Source organism: Streptomyces sp. NPDC031479, from assembly GCF_055581065.1.
On sequence record NZ_JBVIKC010000007.1, the window covers coordinates 25,133 to 43,946 of the forward strand.

At 72.1% G+C, this 18,814-nt stretch carries 12 protein-coding genes; 5 read left to right on the plus strand and 7 right to left on the minus strand.

All coding sequences use genetic code 11. The features are described from left to right. Window positions 1–10 precede the first annotated feature (10 nt). On the plus strand, window positions 11–2,233 hold the full coding sequence (locus tag ACZ5D2_RS10515) for a choice-of-anchor J domain-containing protein (protein WP_371680530.1): 2,223 nt from the start codon (window positions 11–13) through the stop codon (window positions 2,231–2,233). A gap of 113 nt (window positions 2,234–2,346) precedes the next feature. Here ACZ5D2_RS10515 and ACZ5D2_RS10520 read toward each other — a convergent pair whose 3' ends face one another. Next, on the minus strand, window positions 2,347–3,759 hold the full coding sequence (locus ACZ5D2_RS10520) for an MFS transporter (protein WP_371680529.1): 1,413 nt from the start codon (window positions 3,757–3,759) through the stop codon (window positions 2,347–2,349). Window positions 3,760–3,901: 142 nt separating this feature from the next. Here ACZ5D2_RS10520 and ACZ5D2_RS10525 point away from each other — a divergent pair, with 142 nt between their 5' ends. Further along, window positions 3,902–4,723, plus strand: coding sequence for a helix-turn-helix transcriptional regulator (locus tag ACZ5D2_RS10525; protein ID WP_371681390.1), 822 nt, complete (start codon window positions 3,902–3,904; stop codon window positions 4,721–4,723). An 88-nt stretch (window positions 4,724–4,811) separates the two neighbouring features. Then, window positions 4,812–8,432: an NACHT domain-containing protein gene (locus ACZ5D2_RS10530; RefSeq protein WP_371680528.1), complete on the plus strand. Its 3,621-nt coding sequence runs from the start codon at window positions 4,812–4,814 to the stop codon at window positions 8,430–8,432. Between the two features lie 129 nt (window positions 8,433–8,561). On the opposite strand, the gene ACZ5D2_RS10535 is transcribed toward ACZ5D2_RS10530, so the two are convergent. The 3 genes from ACZ5D2_RS10535 to ACZ5D2_RS10545 all read right to left on the minus strand — a co-directional run bounded on the left by ACZ5D2_RS10535 (window position 8,562) and on the right by ACZ5D2_RS10545 (window position 12,899). Further along, on the minus strand, window positions 8,562–10,028 hold the full coding sequence (locus tag ACZ5D2_RS10535; RefSeq protein WP_371680526.1) for a CHAP domain-containing protein: 1,467 nt from the start codon (window positions 10,026–10,028) through the stop codon (window positions 8,562–8,564). 64 nt (window positions 10,029–10,092) lie between these two features. Continuing rightward, window positions 10,093–11,556, minus strand: a complete 1,464-nt coding sequence (locus ACZ5D2_RS10540; protein ID WP_371680525.1) for a M23 family metallopeptidase — start codon at window positions 11,554–11,556, stop codon at window positions 10,093–10,095. Between the two features lie 47 nt (window positions 11,557–11,603). After that, entirely contained in the window at window positions 11,604–12,899 is a 1,296-nt protein-coding gene (locus tag ACZ5D2_RS10545) for a transglycosylase family protein (protein WP_371680524.1), read from the minus strand. 791 nt (window positions 12,900–13,690) lie between these two features. Between ACZ5D2_RS10545 and ACZ5D2_RS10550 the strand changes: the two genes are divergently transcribed. Further along, complete coding sequence (locus ACZ5D2_RS10550) at window positions 13,691–14,137, plus strand: hypothetical protein (protein WP_371680523.1); 447 nt, start codon at window positions 13,691–13,693, stop codon at window positions 14,135–14,137. A gap of 74 nt (window positions 14,138–14,211) precedes the next feature. Here the strand turns inward: ACZ5D2_RS10550 and ACZ5D2_RS10555 are convergent, their stop codons facing one another. The 3 genes from ACZ5D2_RS10555 to ACZ5D2_RS10565 all read right to left on the minus strand — a co-directional run bounded on the left by ACZ5D2_RS10555 (window position 14,212) and on the right by ACZ5D2_RS10565 (window position 17,742). Further along, the gene (locus ACZ5D2_RS10555) at window positions 14,212–15,438 is read right to left on the minus strand and encodes an alpha/beta hydrolase family protein (protein ID WP_468928598.1); all 1,227 of its coding nucleotides are present in this window, start codon (window positions 15,436–15,438) and stop codon (window positions 14,212–14,214) included. Window positions 15,439–15,762: 324 nt separating this feature from the next. Continuing rightward, window positions 15,763–16,665, minus strand: coding sequence for a patatin-like phospholipase family protein (locus ACZ5D2_RS10560; RefSeq protein WP_468928600.1), 903 nt, complete (start codon window positions 16,663–16,665; stop codon window positions 15,763–15,765). 129 nt (window positions 16,666–16,794) lie between these two features. Beyond that, entirely contained in the window at window positions 16,795–17,742 is a 948-nt protein-coding gene (locus ACZ5D2_RS10565) for a nucleoside hydrolase (protein WP_468928602.1), read from the minus strand. Between the two features lie 289 nt (window positions 17,743–18,031). Here ACZ5D2_RS10565 and ACZ5D2_RS10570 point away from each other — a divergent pair, with 289 nt between their 5' ends. Next, on the plus strand, window positions 18,032–18,796 hold the full coding sequence (locus tag ACZ5D2_RS10570; RefSeq protein WP_468928604.1) for an SDR family NAD(P)-dependent oxidoreductase: 765 nt from the start codon (window positions 18,032–18,034) through the stop codon (window positions 18,794–18,796). The last annotated feature ends 18 nt before the right edge of the window (window positions 18,797–18,814 follow it).

Here is an 18,814-nt window from a genome sequence, read left to right on the forward strand (position 1 = left end):
AGAAGATCCGATGCGCCAGCCCCTCCAGGCCGGAGTGTGTCGACACGTCCCGTGGTTGACCGCCCTCCTGGCCGCACTCGCGTTGTCCCTGGGGGTCTCGCCCGCGTACGGGCACCCGGGCCCCGGCAGCCCACCGGACAAACCGGCCCACCAGCGGTCCGACGGACCGTCCCGCACCCACTCCGTACACCGGCAGTGGCGCAAGTCCCCCCGGATCCACGAGCAGGCGCGCACCGGCCGCTACGGCGGGGACGCGACCGTCGGCACGCGCCGCACGTGGCCGACCATCGACTGGTCGTTCCAGACCGTGCTGCGCGAGTTCGAGCTGCGCGAGGTCTCCCCGCACGTCGAGCTCTGGGTGCGGACCGGTGACATGCGGGTCGACAGCGACGACTGCAGCAGCTCCAACGCCGACGACCTCGTCGTCACCGACCGGCAGCTGCGCTACGTGGCCGAACAGTTCGAGCACGTCATCCGCCCGCGCGAAGGCCGGGTGTTCGGCTCCCCGACCCCGCGTGACGGGAGCAACGCCAAACCGGAACTGCTGGACCCGAGCATTCCGGCGGATGCCTGGCGCGGGCCGGGCGGCCGGCTCGTCGTACTCGTCGACAACATCGCGTCGGGCGGCGAGTTCCTCTCGGACGCCGTGGACGCGGTCGACCGCAACTTCGTCGTCATCGAGGCCGCGGGGTGGAAGACCATGGTCGGCCCGAAGCCCCCGTCCCTCGGCCCGGACCTGTGCCGCGTCTGGGAGGGCTTCCCCCTCCCCCACTACATCGAGGGCCTCCTCGCGCACGAGTACAACCACGCGATCTGGCACAGCAGGGCCGAGGACGTCTCCGGCCCCAACTGGATCATCGAGGGAACGGCCGAATGGGCCAGGTGGCTGGTCGGCTACGACGACCGCCGCGAGGACGCCCTGAAGAACCTGAAGGTCGGATGCTTCCAGGGCCGCCAGAACGCGATGATGCCCCCCGGATACACCGACCCGTACGGCGACCGGAACGGCGGCCCCGAGAACTCCCTCTCCGTCTGGCCCGATCCCGGCCAGAGCTTCCTCTGTGACTACGGCGGCGCCGAGATCATGATCCACACGCTCAACGAGCGCTACGGACCCGGCTTCGTCAAGGACCTGCTGTTCGCGGGCGGCGGCTCCGGCTTCGACCGGCTCTCCAGGACCCTGGCCCGCCACCACGCCAAGGAGACCCCCTTCGACCTCCTGAAGGACTGGTCCACCACGGCGGCACTCGACGGCGTCCTCGACGACGGCGCACGTCTGGCCGGGCACTCCGGGGCCGGCCGCTTCCGGGCGGAGGCGCTCCACTCCACGGTGAACTTCGACACGCCGTTCGCCTACTCCCGCCCCGGCGCGCCCTCCAACGGCGCCGACTACGTACGCCTGCGCGACGGCGCGGGCGGGTACCTCAAGGCCGGCGAGCTGCGCTCCCTGGGCTTCGACGCACCGGCCGTCTACCCGACGCGCCCGGTGGAGTGGAGCGTCGATCCGGACGGCCACGCCGCCGGTGACCCCGCCCTCTACTCCGGCCCGCTGGGCGACGAGGTCAGCGTCGACCGCAGCATCGTGCGGTCGGTCACCGTCGACCCGGCCGACCCCACCCTCTCCTTCGACGCCCGCTGGGACATCGAGCCCGGCTACGACATCGGTGCCGTGCAGGTGTCCACCGACGGGGGCGCCACCTTCACCTCCCGCCGGAGCGCCGGGATGACCACCGCGTTCCCGGACGCCGCCGCCGACATCGTCGCGCTGGCACCGGGATTCAACGGTGATTCGGGCGGCTGGACCCACCAGACGATCGACCTCTCCGACCTCGCCGGCCGGACCGTACTGGTGGCCTTCCGCTATGTGACCGACAGCAGCGTGACCCGGCCGGGCCTGTGGATCGACAACCTCAGGGCCGGCGCCACCCCGGTCTCCGACGGTTCGACCCTGACCGGCTGGCAGACCATCAGCTCCTACCAGATCAAGCGGATCCCGGGGATCAGCCTCCGCCTCGTGGCCTACACCGCGGACCACAAGCAGGCCTGGGCCGCCGACGTGCCCCTCGACGCCGACCACCACGCGTCGCTGGGCCGGGAGCAACTGCGCCGCCTGCTGGACACCAGGGCAGAAACGGTCGCGGCGATCGTCGACCACTACGAGCCCACCGAGACGGTCCTGGCCCCCGCCCCCTACCGGCTCACCGTCAACGGCGTCCTCCAGCCCGGCGGATGACCCGTACACACCCGTAGGACCTCATGGACCGGGGCGGGGAGCGCACGCGACGCCGTTCGGCACGCGGCGCTCCCCGCCCCGGTCGAGGCCCTCGCGGGGGTGGTGGAGCCCGGTCACCTCGTGCGTCGGCCGAGGCCGACGGCGACCAGCAGCGCCACCACCGTCACCAGGGCGGCGTCGAGCGCCAGCACCGTCCGGACCCCGTCGAAGAGCGAGGTCCCCGTGGTGGCCAGGACGCCGAGCAGCGGGATGCCGACGGTCAGACCGACCTGCTGGGTGGTGGTGACCAGGCCGGTCGCCAGCCCCTGCTGCGCGTCCGGCACACCACTGGTCACGATGATCCCGTAGGAGATGATCGCGCCGAGGTGGCACATGCTCGCCACCGAGACGGCGACGGTGGCGACCAGGGCACCCGACTCCGTGCCCACGGCCAGCAGGGCGGCGGTGAACACGCCCTGGCCGAGCAGCGAGCCGACCAGGGTGCGCCGGGCACCGAAGCGGCCGATGAAGCGGGGGGCGTAGGAGCCGGCGACGGCGGAGGCGACGCCCTGGACGCCGAAGACCAGCCCCGTCAGGAACGAGGACAGGCGCAGGGTCTCCTGCAGGTACAGCGTCAGGACGAACACGACCGTCGACATCATGGAGAAGGTCACCAGTCCGCCGATGTTGCCCCAGGCGACGGTGCCGCGCTTCAGCATCGGCAGGGAGACCAGCGGCGCGTGCGCCTTCGATTCCACCACCACGAACGCGGCGAGCAGCAGGACACCGGCCACCAGCGAGACGAGGACGTCCGTGCCGCCGAAGCCGCGCTCGGCGGCGGTGGACAGGCCGTAGATCAGCGCGAGCAGACCGCCGGTGACGGTGACGGCGCCCGGCACGTCCAGCCGCGGCCGCTCGGGGGTGCGGGACTCGGGCAGCAGCCGGGGGGCGAGGCAGAGGACGGCCACGGCAGCCGCCGCGAGCAGGCCCATCGTGGAGCGCCAGCCGAGGGTGTCGGTCATGACGCCGCCGAGCACCATGCCGACGGTGAAGCCGAGGGAGAGCAGGGTGCCGGAGATGCCGAGCGCCTTGTCGCGCAGCGGGCCCTCGGGGAAGGTCGTGGTCAGCAGGGACATGCCGGTCGGCACAACCACCGCCGCGCCCAGCCCCTGGAGGGCGCGTCCGGTCAGGAAGGAGGCGGGGTCCCAGGCGAGGGTGGCGAGCAGCGAGGCCCCGCCGAAGAGGGCCAGGCCGGTCAGGAAGAGCCTCTTGCGCCCGTACAGGTCGGCGATCCGGCCGAAGAGGAGCAGGAAGCCGCCGGAGGGCAGGGCGAAGGCGGTAACCGCCCACTGGAGGGCGGACCGGCTCAGGCCCAGGTCCTTGCCGAGGACGGGCAGGGCCACGTTCAGGACCGAGAAGTCGAGCGCCACCATGAACTGGGCGGCGCAGAGCACGAAGAGGACGAGCCGGGCCCGCCCGGTGAGCCGGTGGCCCTCGGGCGCCACCGTGTACGGTGCGCTGACCGCCGTCTGTGTATCGATCGTCATGGACACCACCTTCGCCGCGCGGGAATGCCCGTGAAGAGCGGGAACTTATCCTGTTGTCGCCACCACCAGGCAGCCGACAGGGGGAATACCAGTGGCCACGCCGATCGACGATCACCGCCGGAGCGAGCTGCGCGCGTTCCTGATGAACCGGCGCGCGCGGATCTCGCCCATGGAGGCCGGACTGCCGGACGGCGGGGCCCGCCGCCGCACTCCGGGGCTGCGCCGGGAGGAGGTCGCCGTGCTGGCGGGGGTCGGGGTGTCCTGGTACCAGTGGCTGGAGCAGGGCCGTGACATCTCGGTGTCCTCGCAGGTCCTGGACTCGGTGAGCCGGGTCCTCAAGCTGACCAGCGCCGAGCGCCGGCACCTGTACGTACTGGCCGGGCTCAATCCGCCCGCCCTCGAAGTCGAGCCGGGCGACCGGGACATGTGCGACGGCCTGAAGCGGCTGATCGACGCCTGGATGCCGTTCCCGGCGCACATCATGGACGTGTACTGGAACACGGTGATGTACAACGACGCCGCCGCCCTGGTGTTCGGGATGCGGCCCGAGATCGTGCAGAACTGCCTGATCGCCTTCTTCACGGACCCCATCTACCGGGCCCGCTCGGGGCACTGGGAGGAGGTGGCCCGCGAGGTGGTGGCGCAGTTCCGGGCCGCCTGCTCGGAGCATCCGCGGGACGAGGGGTTCCGGGCGGTCGTGGAGGAGGTCCGGGAACTGAGTCCGCGGTTCGCCGAGTTGTGGACGGAGCGGGACGTCCGGCCGGGCGGCCTGTTGCGCAAGCGCATGGAGCATCCCGTCGTCGGCACGCTCCACGTGGAATCGACCCAGCTGCGCGTCCCCGCCCGCCCCGACCTGGCGATCGTGCTCCACACCCCGCTGCCGGGCACCGAAACGGCCGAGAAGCTGGAGTGGCTGACCTCGCCGGAGGGGCGGCGCGGCCTGATGTACCCGGTCGCCGGGTGAGCCCGTTGACCCGCTGCCGGGCGTCTGGGGCCGCTAGGCTTCCCCGAGGGGGCTGACGGACAACGGAGTTCGGGGGCGAGCGATAGCGATGGAGATCGTCACGGCGGCCGCGGGGATCCTGGGCAAGCTGGCGTCCAAACCGCTGGCGGACGGCGCGTTGCGCAAGGAGGCGGTGCTGCGGGCCCTGCGGGCGGTCCGGCTCAACCCCACGGTGCCGCCGCAGGACTTCGGCAGCCTCTACGCGCACGCGCTGATCGAGTACTGCCTCGGCCGCCCGGAGCCCGTGCTCGCCTTCTTCCGGAACCCCTACGTCCTGGAGTCCTTCCGGCGCTCCTTCTCGGAAGGCGACTGGGCCGCGTTCCGCGCGGAGGCGGCGGAAGCCGTGGAGCGCAACCGGGAGACGGCCGAGTTCGGGCATCTCGGCCACGGGTTCGAGGAGCACGTCGACGGGTTCACAGCGGCGTTCCAGGGCCTCGTGGACCGCAGCCGGGCACCGCACGAGGCACGGCTGGAGCAGAAGCTCGACGTGTTCCTGGAACGGGTGAGCCAGACCCGGGTCGAGGAGGAGAGCCACCGCACCCGTACCGAACCGGGCCGTTCCGAACTCTCTCCCGCGCAGCGCCTGATGGACGACGTCCACGAGTGGTTCACCGCCGTCGGCTACGAGATCCGGCGCACGTGGGAGGCGGCCGGCGGGTGCGTCGCCCTGCTGGTGGACATCCCCCAGCGCCGCCCCGGGCGCTTCGACCGGACCGTGGTGCTCTGCGTCGAGGGGGAACTCCTGCCGCACCACATGCGGCTGGTCGGCGAACTGGTCGCCGCCGAAGGGGCCCTGGAGGGCTGGGGGCTGGCCCGGCTCAGGGTCAGCGAGGCCGCCCGCCGCCGGGCCGCGGACAGCGGTGACGTGCTGTTCTGCTACTCCTTCGACGAACTCGTCGACCTCGAAGCAAACTTCGAGCCCTACATCGCCTGGGTGGAGGAGGAGGTGCGCCGGCGCGGCATCGACACCCGCTACGTGCCCATCTCCTGCAGCAAGGAGGAGATCGACCCGGCCACCGGGCGGCCCCTGGACACCAGCCTCTACCACTGGCGGGACGGCGGGCTGGACGACTACGTGGCGGGCTGGCTCCAGGAGCCCGCGAAGCGGCACCTGTCGGTCCTCGGCGAGTTCGGGATGGGCAAGTCGTGGTTCGCCCTGCACCTGGCCGGCGAGATGGCGCGCGGCTGGCGCGACGCCAGGCGCCGGGGGGTGCCGAGGCCCCGGATACCGTTGCTGATCCCGCTGCGCGACTACGCCAAGCAGACCACGGTGCAGGGGCTGCTCTCGGAGTTCTTCTTCAACAAGCACAAGATCGACCTGCGGAGCTACGACGTCTTCCGCGTCCTGAACCGCATGGGACGGCTGCTCCTCATCTTCGACGGCTTCGACGAGATGGCCGCGCGGGCCGACCGCAACACGGTCGTCGCCAACTTCTGGGAACTGGCCAACGCCGTCGACCCCGGCTCCAAGGTGCTGCTCAGCAGCCGCCAGGAGCACTTCCGCAACGCCCAGGAGGCGCGCAACCTCTTCGGCGCGAAGGTCAGCGCGTCCGCGCTCGGATCCAAGGTGCCCCAGGACGGCCCCAACTTCGACATCGTCGAGCTGGTCCGCTTCGACGACGAGCAGATCGAGCGGATGCTCCGCCACGACCTGTCCGAGGACAAGGTCCGCATGGTGATGGCCCATGACGAGGTGCGCGAGCTGATGGGGCGCCCCCTCATGTCCGAGCTGGTGATCGACGCGCTCCCGGAGATCGAGCAGGGCGCCGAGATCGACCTGGCCCGGATCTACCTCTACGCCGTGCAGCGCAAGATGGACCGCGACGTCAGCGCGGAGCGCACGTTCACCTCGCGCGGGGACAAGCTGCTCTTCCTGTGCGAAGTCGCCTGGGAGATGCTCTCCACCAACCGGCTCACCCTCAACTACCGTGACTTCCCGGACCGGTTGCGGTCCTGCTTCGGGTCCACCGTGCAGAGCGCCAAGGACCTGGACTACTGGGAGCAGGACATGCGCAACCAGGGCATGCTGGTGCGCAACGCCGAGGGTGACTACGGGCCTTCGCACAAGTCGCTGCTGGAGTTCCTGGTGGCCCTGAAGTTCGCGGCCGAACTGGGGCTGCTGAGCGGCGACTTCATGAAGGTGATCCCGGCGGCCGGGGCGGCGGAGGCGGTGACGCGCGAGTGGACGTGGTCCCGGTACTTCGCGGCGCGCGCGGAGGACGGAACGCTCCCGCCCCTCGGCGAGTTCGTGGCGGAACCGGTGGAGGCGCTGGGCACCACGTTCGGGGCGTTCGGGCGCGACGAGGCGGTGTACCAGTTCCTGTCCGCGATGGTGCGGGAGTGCCCGGACCACCGGGAGCGGCTGCTCGCCCTGGCCGGCTCGACCGCCGGACTGGAGGCGGAGGCGGGCAACCTGGCGGGCAACTGCCTGAACCTGCTCGTCCTGTGCGGCGGCAGCCTGGAGCGCACGCGGTTGGCGGGGCTCGATCTGGCGGGGTTCGCGCCCCGGCAGTGGGGGGTCGGGGTTTCCCTCGCGGGCGCGGACCTGCGTGGGGCCGACCTCTCCCGGGCGGACCTGGAGGGTGCGGACCTGTCCGGGGCCGATCTCACGGGTGCCCGGCTCGGGGACGGGAACCTGCTGGACGACGGCCGGTCGCGCCGGGGCCTGTTCCACCCCAGCGGAGCGGTGGTCATCGCCTCCGGGAACGAGGTGCTCCACTGGCCCGACGGCCGGGTGGACTCCCCTCCCGGCCGGCTGGCGGCGGGCGGCGGCTCCGGCCCCGCGGCCGTCGACCACTGGGACGCGACGACCTGGTGGTGCGGGGACACGGACGGCGGACTGCTGGTGGAGGCCGGCACGGGCCGGGTGATGGGCAGGACGGCCGCCACGCAGGAACACTCCCCGGTGATCTGGAAGGGCCGGCACGCCTTCGTGGAGTGGGACTTCGCGGGCAAGTGCCTGCGGCTGACGGAGCCGGCCGCGGGCCGCCCCGTCGCGGAGGTGCCCTTCCCCGCCCTACGGCACTGGATCATCAGCTTCCTGGCGGGCCGGCACGGCATCAGCGCCCTGGTCTACACCGAGGACTCCCTGCGCTACGCCGTCGCCGACGAGAACGCCGAGGGCCACTGGCGCACGCTCAAGGGGGAGGAACACTCCCGGGAGGCCGCCGACACGTACATCAGCGCGTCCGGCGACAACGCCCTGCTCATGCTGGACGGCCGGGCCGTGGCGATCGTGGACGCCGCCGGCCAGGAGGCCAGGATCGACAGCAAGGGGCTGCCGATCATGGTCCCGGGCGACGGCCTGGTGGACGCCTTCGCCTTCCGCGCCTCGTCGAGGCTGCTGGCCCTGGCCGCCCAGGACCGGCTCTTCGGGTGGAGCATGCGGGTGTCCTCCTCCCTGGAGGCCCGCTGGGTGCTGAAGGTGCCCGGCGGCACCCGTTCACTGTGGTGCTCCGAGCGGGGCGACCGGCTCCTCGTGGCGACGAAGATGGGCGAGCTGTGGGTGTGCGACTTCCGCAGCGGCGAGATCCTGTCGCGGACCGTGCTGGGCGGCCGCCTCCGCGGCACCCGCTTCTCGCGCTCCTGCGGCCTGGACCCGGAGACGCTGGACGCCGTCACCCGGGCCGGCGGCGTGCTCGTCGACCAGGAACGGCCCGACAGGGCTTAGGCCGTCTCGTCCGGATCGTGTCGGGCCAGGCAAGATCCGAAAGAGACGGCCTAGGCTGAGGCGCACGGGAACGGGCCCGGGACGGTGGTCGTCCCGGGCCCGTGGTCGGTCCGGATCAGCAGTACCGGATCAGTTGTAGGTGCCGGTGATGGAGACGCCGGTGCGGGTGCCGCCGACGCCCGTCAGGTCGACCGGGGCGGCCGGCGACCAGGTGCCGTTCACGGCGCGGATCGTGTGGAGAACCCGCCCGTCGGTGGTCACGAAGGCCGCCTGGAGTTCGTTGTTCACCTGCGCGGCCGCCACGTCCGTGACCGTCACGCCGGCCGGGACCACCGCGGAGAGGTCGTTCATCACCCACTGGCCGCTGGCGAAACGGGCCCCGTGGTAGCGCTTGGCGCCACCCTCGGTGGTGACCACCAGCTGGAGGTCACCACCGGTACCGGCCACGGCCACGTCGTCGACGCCGGAAACCCCGGTCTCGGCGGAGGCGTTGCCCCAGGTCGTCCAGGTACCGTCGGCGTGCCGGACCGTGTGGAAGAGGGAGCCGCCCGAGACCGCGACCACCTGGGTGTCGGTGCCCGTCTGGGAGACCGCCACCTTCGTCACCGGCGCCCCGCCCGGGTTCCCGACGGCCCCGAACGGCGCCCACGTCCCATCGGCGTGGCGGACCGTGTGGTAGACCTTCCCGTCCGCCACCACGACGGCCTGCACCTCGGTACCGGAGGAGACCGCCGCCACCTGCGTGATGTTGCCGAGCGGGCCGGCCTCACCGTGCACGTCGCCGAAGCCCGCCCAGGTCCCGTCCGCCAGCCGGACGGTGTGGTACAGCTTGCCCTCGTTGTTGACCGCGAAGACGTGCGTGGTGCCGTTGATGCCCGCCTCGGCGGTGGTGCGCACCCCGCCCGGAACCTCGCCGGCCACGTCCTGCACGTCGCCGAAGCCGGTCCAGGTACGGTCCGCCTGGCGGACCGCGTGGTAGAGCCCGCCGCCGGACTCGACCGCGACCTGCGCCCGCCACTGGCCGGTCGGAGCCGGCGGGGTCGTGTTCGGGGGCGGGGTGCCGGGGACACCGACCGGGGAGACGAAGGCGAGGGCACGGCCCGCGCCCGGGTTGACGTACGTACGCCAGTTGAACCAGCCCTTGGCGGAGACCCTGTGGCTCTCGTTGCCGCCGACGGTCTGGATCTGCGAGCCGTCGGAGGAGACCGCGACCACGAGGCTGACGTGGTTGGCCTCTCCGCTGACCGAACCGTCGTCGTCCCACAGGACGGCGTCGCCCACCTGGGGGCCGCTGGTGTGGAGCGTGCCGTTGCGCTGGCCGTAGCTGTAGAAGGAGGCGGCTGCCGCGTTGAGGCCCGAGGTGTTGGCGCCGGCCTGCTTCCAGACCCAGCGGGAGAACTCCGCGCACCAGGCGTTCGGGTAGATGCAGCCGTAGTAGGGGGTGCAGTCGTTGCCGACCTGCGAGCGGGCTATGTCGGCGACCGAGGGGGCGTCCGCCGCGGCGGGTGCCGCCGAGGCCATCCCCAGCACCGGGGCGAGAAGGGCGGTGGCGAGCAGGAAGGAACGGACGCGGGCCGACTTCGGGGTCTTGAACATGGGGTGGGTGTCCTTTGTGGAAGGAAGTCCGGAAGAAGAAGGGGGGCGGGGTGCTGGTGCCGCGTCAGTTGTAGGTGCCGGTGATGGAGACGCCGGTGCGGGTGCCGCCGACGCCCGTCAGGTCGACCGGGGCGGCCGGCGACCAGGTGCCGTTCACGGCGCGGATCGTGTGGAGAACCCGCCCGTCGGTGGTCACGAAGGCCGCCTGGAGTTCGTTGTTCACCTGCGCGGCCGCCACGTCCGTGACCGTCACGCCGGCCGGGACCACCGCGGAGAGGTCGTTCATCACCCACTGGCCGCTGGCGAAACGGGCCCCGTGGTAGCGCTTGGCGCCACCCTCGGTGGTCACCAGCAGCTGGAGGTCACCACCGGTACCGGCCACGGCCACGTCGTCGACGCCGGAAACCCCGGTCTCGGCGGAGGCGTTGCCCCAGGTCGTCCAGGTACCGTCGGCGTGCCGGACCGTGTGGAAGAGGGAGCCGTTCGAGACGGCTACGACCTGGGTGTCGGTGCCGGTCTGGGACAGGGCCACCTTGGTCACGGGGGCCCCGCCCGGGTTGCCGACCGCGCTGAACGGCGCCCAGGTCCCGTTGGCGCGGCGGACCGTGTGGTAGACCTTCCCGTCCGCCACCACCACGACCTGCACCTCGGTGCCCGAGGAGACCGCCGCCACCTGGGTGATGTTGCCGAGTGTTCCCGCCTCGCCGGACACGTCGCCGAAGTCCGACCAGGAACGGTCGGCGAAGCGGATGGAGTGGTAGAGCTTGCCCTCGTTGGTCACGGCGAGGACGTGCGTGTCGCCGTTGATGCCCGCCTCGGCGGTGGTGCGCACCCCGCCGGGAACCTCGCCGGTGACGCCCTGGACGTCGCCGAAGCCGGTCCAGGTGCGGTCCGCGTTGCGGACCGCGTGGTAGAGCCCGCCGCCGGACTCGACCACGACCTGCGCCCGCCACTGGCCGGTCGGAGCCGGCGGGGTCGTGGTGTCGGAGCAGTTGCGGCTGGTGAGCGTCGAGCCCATCTGGAAGGGGGCGCCGTCGAAGACGGACTGCTTGACGGTGCCGTTGTAGCGCTGCTCGTAGTGCAGGTGGGCCCCGGAGGAGTTGCCGGTGCTGCCCACTATGCCGATCTTCTGGCCGCGTACGACGCGGGTTCCGGCGCTGACGTCGTAGCCGTTGAGGTGGGCGTACAGGGTCGTCGAGCCGTTGCCGTGGTCGATGACCACGTATTTGCCGTAACTGCGGTACGAGCCGTCCGGGTTGGTGAGGGTGGTGGCGGTGCTGACGACGCCGTCGGCGCTGGCGAGCACGGGCTGGTTGGCGGTGGTGCTGCCGTGCGTCCAGTCGATGGACTGGATCGACGGGCTGTGGCCGCTGTACGTGTTGCCCAGCCAGGCCTGGTTGCAGCTGAAGGGCATCTCGTAGGCGGGCCCCGCGGCGTAGGACGGGGAGGCGGCGAAGGCGACCAGGCCGGAGGCGGCCAGGGCGAGGCCGGTGGCGGAGGTCAGCGCACGACGGGTGATGGTGGACATGGTGGCTCCTCGGATGTGTCAGGGGTGTCGCGGGTGTCGTGCGCTGGTCAGTTGAAGGTGGCGGTGATGGACACGCCGGTGTGGTCGCCGCCGACGCCGTTCAGGTCCATGGGGGCGGCGCCCGTCCAGGTCCCGTCGGTGTGGCGGAGGGTGTGCAGGACGCGGCCGTCGGTGGTGACGAAGGCGGCCTGGAGTTCGTTGTCGACGGCCGCGGCGGCGACGTCCGTGACGGTGACGCCGGCCGGGACGACGGCGGAGAGGTCGTTCAGGACCCACTGGCCGCCGGCGAAGCGCGCCCCGTGGTAGCGCTTGGCGCCACCCTCGGTGGTGACCACCAGCTGGAGGTCACCACCGGTACCGGCCACGGCCACGTCATCGACGCCGGAAACCCCGGTCTCGGCGGAGGCGTTGCCCCAGGTCGTCCAGGTCCCGTCGGCGTGCCGGACCGTGTGGAAGAGGGAGCCGCCCGAGACCGCGACCACCTGGGTGTCGGTGCCCGTCTGGGAGACCGCCACCTTCGTCACCGGCGCCCCGCCCGGGTTCCCGACGGCCCCGAACGGCGCCCACGTCCCGTTCGCGCGGCGGACCGTGTGGTAGACCTTCCCGTCCGCCACCACCACGACCTGGAGCTCCGTACCCGACGAAACGGCCGCCACCTGCGTCACGTTGGGCAGCGCGCCGGCGGCCGCGTGGACGTCCCCGAAGGCTCCCCAGGTGCGGTCCGCGTTGCGGATGGTGTGGTACAGCCTGCCCTCGTTGCTCACGGCCAGGACGTGGGTGTCGCCGTTGATGCCCGCCTCGGCGATGGTGCGCACCCCACCAGGGACGGCGCTCGCCTGGCTGTCGACGTCCCCGAAGCGGGTCCAGGTGCCGTTGTCGAAGCGGGTGGCGTGGTAGATGCCGTTGCCGGAGCCGATCAGCACCTGCGCCTTCCACGACTGCGCGGGGGCCGGCGGGGTCGGCGCGTCCGGGTAGGGGTCGGCGTGGTCGCTGCCGAGTCCGGCGAGGCGGCCGCAGCTCGGCCAAGCGCCCGGGCCCTGTCCGGCGAGGACCTTCTCGCCTATCAGGATCTGCTGCTTCTTGGTGGCCTGGTGGGCGTAGGCCGCGTAGGCCGTACCCCCGTAGGCCCGCCAGGTCGACGCCGAGAACTGCAGGCCGCCGTAGTAGCCGTTGCCGGTGTTGATGCCCCAGTTGCCGGAGCTCTCGCACTGGGCGACCTTGTCCCAGGTCGCCACGCTGGCGGCGGAGGCCGGGACGGTGCCCAGGGACAGCAGCACGGACGAGCTGACGGCCACGGTGGCGGTGACCGACGCGAGCGTGGTCAGTCGACGGCGAACAGACATGACAATCCCCCATATTTCGGACGCAGACGGGCCACGTGTGCGCAGGGCACTGACCCGTGATGACGTGGCGCTCCAGGTGCGCGCCCATCGGCGCCGGCCCGGTTCCCCCCGGCGCTCCACTGCTGCGCCGTTGAGAGGATCATGTCGTCCGGGCCCGGGGGTGTTCCAGAGGTTCGGGGTGGCACGGAGGTGCCTGGCCTCATGCGGCCAGGCCGGCCGCCGGGGTGCGCCGCGTCGGCGCAGGGTGGTCGCCTTGTCCTGGCGGGCTGCCGAGGAAGCACCTGCCCCGCAGGGATGCGGCTTCATCGACCCCGACGGCGGCCGACGGTGTGGCGGGAGGAGTGGTCCGACGAGGTGGTGGTGCGACTTCTCGCGGGCCGTGGATGCAGTGGAGCCGTACGGGTCTCTGGCGGGTGGGTCTCTGACGGGCATGCGATGTGCGTTTCGTTGACTGCTCACCCTCATGTCGGGCGGGAAGCCCTGCGCACGGGTTCCCCGACCGGTCGACGTGTCCACCGATCGGGATGAGGCTCCGTCCCGTCGCCGGTGAACTGAACACGCAGTCGAGGTTAGGGTGTTCCTCAAAACCGCTCATGAGGGATTTCGTGGACGCAGATATCAAGACGTACTACGTGCGGCAGAGGGCGGAAGTGCAGAGTCGGCCGCCGCGAAGGGCACTGGCGAACCTCCGCAAGTCTCTTGATTCGAGCGATACGGCGGCCGAAGCGCACCACGGCTGGGCCTCCGCCTCGGCGTTGAAGCGGTGTGCGACCGGAACCGGATGGGCACTGATGGCCACCACCCCAACCTCCCCGTCCCCCGCCACGAGCGACCACCCCGCAAGCCGGTGCGCCGTCACCCTCGGCACCGTGACGGCGGCAGTCATGGTGCCGCTCCTGATCGCGGCCGGGGTGGCAACCTCCCTGCACACGCAGGAGATACAGCACGAGTGGGCCGACCGGCAGCGGGAAGCCTGCCGGCACCTGCCCTTCCCGACGACGGAGTACGCCGCAGGCTGGGCCGGAGCGGCCCTCGGCGTGGCAGCGGTGGCGGTGTGCGTGCTCCTCGCGAGGCGACTGCGCGGCCGGTACGGCCTCCGACTCGGACAGACCTGGCCCGGACTGCTCGCCGGCACCACCGTGTGGTTCAGCGTCCCGGCCATCCCGATGGAGCTGATCCAGCTCTGGGCCGTGCACTCGGCCGCCGCGGCGGGGATCAACCTCGGCGACGGATGTTAGCCCGCCGATCGGTCCGGGACCCATGGGTCCCGGACCCACCTCGCTCCTGCCCACTGGTGCCGTCCCCCGAGCGCTCAGGGGAGGAACGTCACCGCCGGGAAGGCAGGGGACGGCCCATCGAGTAGGTGCCGCCGCTGGTGGCGCAGGTGCTCGTCGAAGAACGCGAGCGGGAACGCCTGCTGGATCTTCACCGCCTGGTCGGGATCGAGGGTGCCGATCACGTCCTGAAGCTGCCGTCCGCTCCACCCGTACAGCTTCGCCACCTGGGGGAACAGCGCCTCGTTGTCGCCGTACGAGATGTGGACGGCGCCCTGGGCCTCGATGTTCAGCCGCCAGCCGCGCAGGTGCGACCAGAAGGCTGCGGCCTCGGGAGTCGTGGCCCGGGTGAACGCGGCGGACATCATCATGAAGGGCCGGTCCAAGTCGCCGGCCAGTGGCGGGTTCATCTGCATCGGGCCGTCGAGGCTGAGCCCGGCCCGGATGCGCTCGTCCGCGAGCGTGGCGCAGGCGGTGGCCGTCCCGCCCTTCGACCAGCCGAACGCGCCCATGCGCCGCGGGTCGAGGGAGCCGAGCAGCCCGGCCGGCAGCTCCCTGTGGTCGACATCGGGATTGCGCCCGGCGGCGAGCTGCTCGACACAGTCGAGGACGAAGCGCACGTCGGCGGCGAAGTCCCCGGGCAGCGTCGGTGCCGGCCTGTCGCGGAGCGGGACGGCGAGCCTGCCGTCGGGGAACTCGGTGTAGGTGTCGTACTGGTGAGCTATCGTCACGGCCGCGTATCCGTGGCTGGCGAGCTCTTGGACCATGACGGTGTGGTCGCCCTGGTGGCTGTGCGCGCCGTGGGAGAACACGACGACGGGCAGCCGTCGGCCCGTTCGCCGCACCGGAGCACCCACGCGGCCGACGGTGAGCGGCCCCAGTGGGGCCAGATCACTGAACCCGACGTCGGCGAGGAACGCCTGGAACGCGCCGGTCGGCATCCAGGGCGCCACCGGGTACCGCGCGACGTCACGGGCGGGGTACCAGACGGTGGCCATCAGCTCGCGGAAGTGCCCTGGGCCCGCGATGTCGTCCGGACGCGACCGGTCGACGAGGTGGAGCTGGACCGTACCGACCGGATACGGCCCGGTCGGCACGGGCAGCGTGAGCCGCGCCGCAGCCGGGTCAGCGGCGGGGGCGGCCGGGGCGGCCCACGCGCGGCCGGCACCGGCGGCAAGCGGCACGGCGGTCCCGGCGGCCAGCGCGGCTCCCAGCATGCTGCGGCGCGTCATGCCCTTCCGGCTGATGAACGGCGTAGTGATCAAGAGCCCTCCCCCTATCGTCAACCGTGCCGCAACGGCCATTCCGTGGGCACAGGGCGACCCTGTCACGTACCCCTCTCGCGCAACATCAGCCCACGGGCTTACGCCCCGGGGCCAATCCGGTCAGCGGGGTCCGGCCGATCCGCTCGCGAACACTGCGCGGCGCGAGCAGGAACAACCGCCCTCTGACTGACGCCCATCAGTACCACCAGGGCGGTGACTCGCACCGGTCGATTGTGACCACCCCCCACAGGTGCCCACCAGATTCGCGATCACCACCTCGCGGCCGTTCACGTCCGGGCCGCGAGGTGATCGCCGAGGAACGGCCTAGCCGTGTTGTCCGCGCACCCACACCGCGCGCAGCCGTTCGGCGGTGGCGGCCGCCTGGCCGAGGCCCGCCCGGTAGGCCGGTTCCCAGTTGGCCCGGTCGTACAGGTCGGAGCCGAACACCCGGACCGCGTCCGGGTCGGGGGCGACGGACACGACGGTCCGCCCCGTACCGTCTGCCGACTGCGGCTCCAGCGGTTCGCCGGGGAACAGGTGCGCCAGCGGTTCGACGACGACCAGTGCGCGGGCTCCGGCCGCCAGGTCGGCGTTCGTCCCCGCGCGCAGGGCGCCGTCCATGTACCGCCGCCCGTGGATGCCGACGGGCGGTTCGGCCCCGGGGAAGGCGCTGCTCGCCGCCACCGCGTGCACGAGCGGCACGCCGCTCGTGCGGTCCCATACGACGGGTTCGCCCGAGACCGCGTCCACCGCCGTGACCAGGAAGTGCCGGTCCGGCCAGTCGCTCGCGCCGATCAGGGCGCCGCGCCCCGCGAGCAGGGCCTCCTCGGCGTCGGGGTCGGCGTGGTCGAGCGCGATCCGGCCCACCCGGCGCCGGGCCTCCCCGCGTTCCAGCGCGGCATCGCCGAGGACGGCGAACACCGAAGCCATCACGGCCGGGTCCACCGCGCGCCGCGGGGCCGCCGGAGCGGGCCGGCTCGCCGGGACGCCGAGCCGATCCAGATCCTGACGGGTGGTCAGCATCGCGGCGACGATGGCACCGGCGGACGTGCCGACGGTCAGATCGGCGTCCCCGAGGTCCACCCCCTCGCGGCCGAGTCCAGCGGCCAGCCCGGCCATCCATGCCGTACCCACCAGCCCTCCCGGGCCCAGTACGAGTGCCCGGTCGAACGTGGCTCCGGTATCGAGATTCACCGTGTCGTCCCCCTGCCGCCAGATGATGATCAATGCGTCGAGCCTAAAACCTCGACCGGGCTTCAGGTCAAGGGGTCCGCGCGAAAGCCCTCAGGTCCGATCCCGGCGCGGCGGTCCGGCCGTACCCCGCCGTCCCGTGCGGGGCGCGGCCGTGTCCCGGCGCTACGTCGTGCGGCGGGAGCCGAGGACCTCGACGGCCGTGACCATGCGGTCCCAGAACCGTTCGGCGTCCAGGTGCACGGCGACGCGCGCGTTGACGGGGCGGTCCAGGTAGCGGTGGAGGTCCACGACCGTGGCCCCGCGCGTGTAGCGGCCGTGCAGTTCGACCGTGACGTTCGCGTCCTTGACGCCGACGATCGCCGGATCGATGACCCGGGCCACGGCGACGGGGTCGTGGAGCGGGGGGTGGGGCATGCCGAACAGGCGACTGTACGTCGAGGCGAAGAAGGCCAGCAGCTCCGAGCAGACCCGGCCGAGTTCGGTGCCCAGGCCGTCGAAGCGGGCCCGGATCTCGGGCGTGGCGAGGGCCTGGTGGGTGACGTTGAGCCCGCACATGGTCAGGGGGACCCCGCTGCGGAAGACGATGTCGGCGGCTTCCGGATCGGTCATGATGTTGAACTCGGCCGCCGGGGTGCGGTTGCCCCGTTCGGTGGACCCGCCCATGAGCACGATCTCGCGGATCCGCGCGGCGCTGTCGGGGTGGCGCGTCAGCAGCAGGGCGATGTTGGTCAGTGGGGCCGTCGGCACCAGGGTGACCGGTTCGGGGTGTTCCAGGAGGATGCGGTGGATGAGGTCGACCGCGTGCTCGGGCACCACGTCGACGGTGGGCTGGGGGAACCGCGGGCCGTCCAGCCCCGACGCGCCGTGCACGTCCTCGGCGACGGCGAGCGGCTGGAGCAACGGCCGTGCGCACCCGGCGGCGATGGGCACGTCGGTGATCCCGGCGATGGTGCAGACGCGGCGGGCGTTGAGGGTGGTCTTTTCCAACGTCTGGTTGCCGGCGACCGTGGTGATGGCGAGCAGGTCGACCGCGGGGTCGGCGGCGGCCAGCATGATCGCGAGGGCGTCGTCGTGCCCGGGGTCGCAGTCGATGATGATCGGGACGGGCACGGGCGGTCCTCCTCGTACGGGGCTGCTGACCTGCCCAGTCTGCCGTCGTCGGGGCGCGTCGGCCGCTCGTTCCGAGCCAAAACGCGCGGCGCTCCGACCCGGTCGGCCGGGTCGGCCGGATGTGGGCGTTCCCCCGGCCGGCGGAGCGGTGTGCGCACCGCTCCCCCGATCACGGCCCGTCGCCCGGGGCACGGTGAGCGGACGGTGAGCCGGCGGTGAGCCCGGGTCGCCACTGTGGTCCTCGTCGCCGGATCGACCGAGAGCCGGCCACTGGACGAGGGAGCGGACCATGGCCACGCTGAACGGCAAGACGGCACTGGTGACGGGCGGATCCCGGGGCATCGGACGGGCGATCGCGCTGCGGCTGGCCGCCGAGGGCGCCCTGGTCGCCGTCCACTACGGCGGCAACGAGTCCGCCGCCCGGGAGACCCTGGCCCTGATCGAGGAAGCGGGCGGGCAGGGGTTCGCGGTACGGGCGCGGTTCGGTGAAGCGGACGCCGTGGAGCGGCTGTTCGACGGGCTGACCGAGGGGCTGGCCGGCCGCGGGCTGGACATCCTGGTCAACAACGCGGGTGTGGGTTCAGGCAGTTCGGTCGACACGCTCGGCCCGGAGGAGTTCGCGAACCTGCTCACCGTCAACGTGGTCACGCCGTTCTTCGTGATCCAGCGGGCGCTGGCGCTGCTCAACGGCGGCGGACGCATCATCAACATGGGTTCGACGGCCAGCCGGTTCGCGGTGACCACGCAGATCGGCTACACCGTCACCAAGGCGGCGATCGAGGCCCTGGCGCCCTCGCTGGCCAACGAACTGGGCCGGCGCGGGATCACGGTGAACACGGTCGCGCCGGGTGCGGTGCGCACCGACATGACCGCCGGATACACCGCCATTCCCGAGGTGGTGGCCGCACTGGAGTCGATCACCGCGCTGGGACGGCTCGGTGAGCCCGAGGACGTGGCCGACGTCGTCGGTTTCCTGGCGGGTCCGCACGGGCGGTGGGTGACCGGGCAGACCGTCGACGTCTCCGGCGGAACCTACCTCGGCCCCCTGGGGTGATCTCCGCTCGTGGATAAT

Excerpts from the sequence above, each read along its gene's own strand:
- ACZ5D2_RS10570 (WP_468928604.1), top strand. The coding sequence starts at position 18,032 with ATGGCCACGCTGAACGGCAAGACGGCACTGGTGACGGGCGGATCCCGG.
- ACZ5D2_RS10550 (WP_371680523.1), top strand. The coding sequence starts at position 13,691 with ATGGCCACCACCCCAACCTCCCCGTCCCCCGCCACGAGCGACCACCCC.
- ACZ5D2_RS10530 (WP_371680528.1), top strand. The coding sequence starts at position 4,812 with ATGGAGATCGTCACGGCGGCCGCGGGGATCCTGGGCAAGCTGGCGTCC.
- ACZ5D2_RS10520 (WP_371680529.1), bottom strand. The coding sequence starts at position 3,759 with ATGACGATCGATACACAGACGGCGGTCAGCGCACCGTACACGGTGGCG.
- ACZ5D2_RS10515 (WP_371680530.1), top strand. The coding sequence starts at position 11 with ATGCGCCAGCCCCTCCAGGCCGGAGTGTGTCGACACGTCCCGTGGTTG.
- ACZ5D2_RS10535 (WP_371680526.1), bottom strand. The coding sequence starts at position 10,028 with ATGTTCAAGACCCCGAAGTCGGCCCGCGTCCGTTCCTTCCTGCTCGCC.
- ACZ5D2_RS10525 (WP_371681390.1), top strand. The coding sequence starts at position 3,902 with ATGAACCGGCGCGCGCGGATCTCGCCCATGGAGGCCGGACTGCCGGAC.
- ACZ5D2_RS10540 (WP_371680525.1), bottom strand. The coding sequence starts at position 11,556 with ATGTCCACCATCACCCGTCGTGCGCTGACCTCCGCCACCGGCCTCGCC.
- ACZ5D2_RS10545 (WP_371680524.1), bottom strand. The coding sequence starts at position 12,899 with ATGTCTGTTCGCCGTCGACTGACCACGCTCGCGTCGGTCACCGCCACC.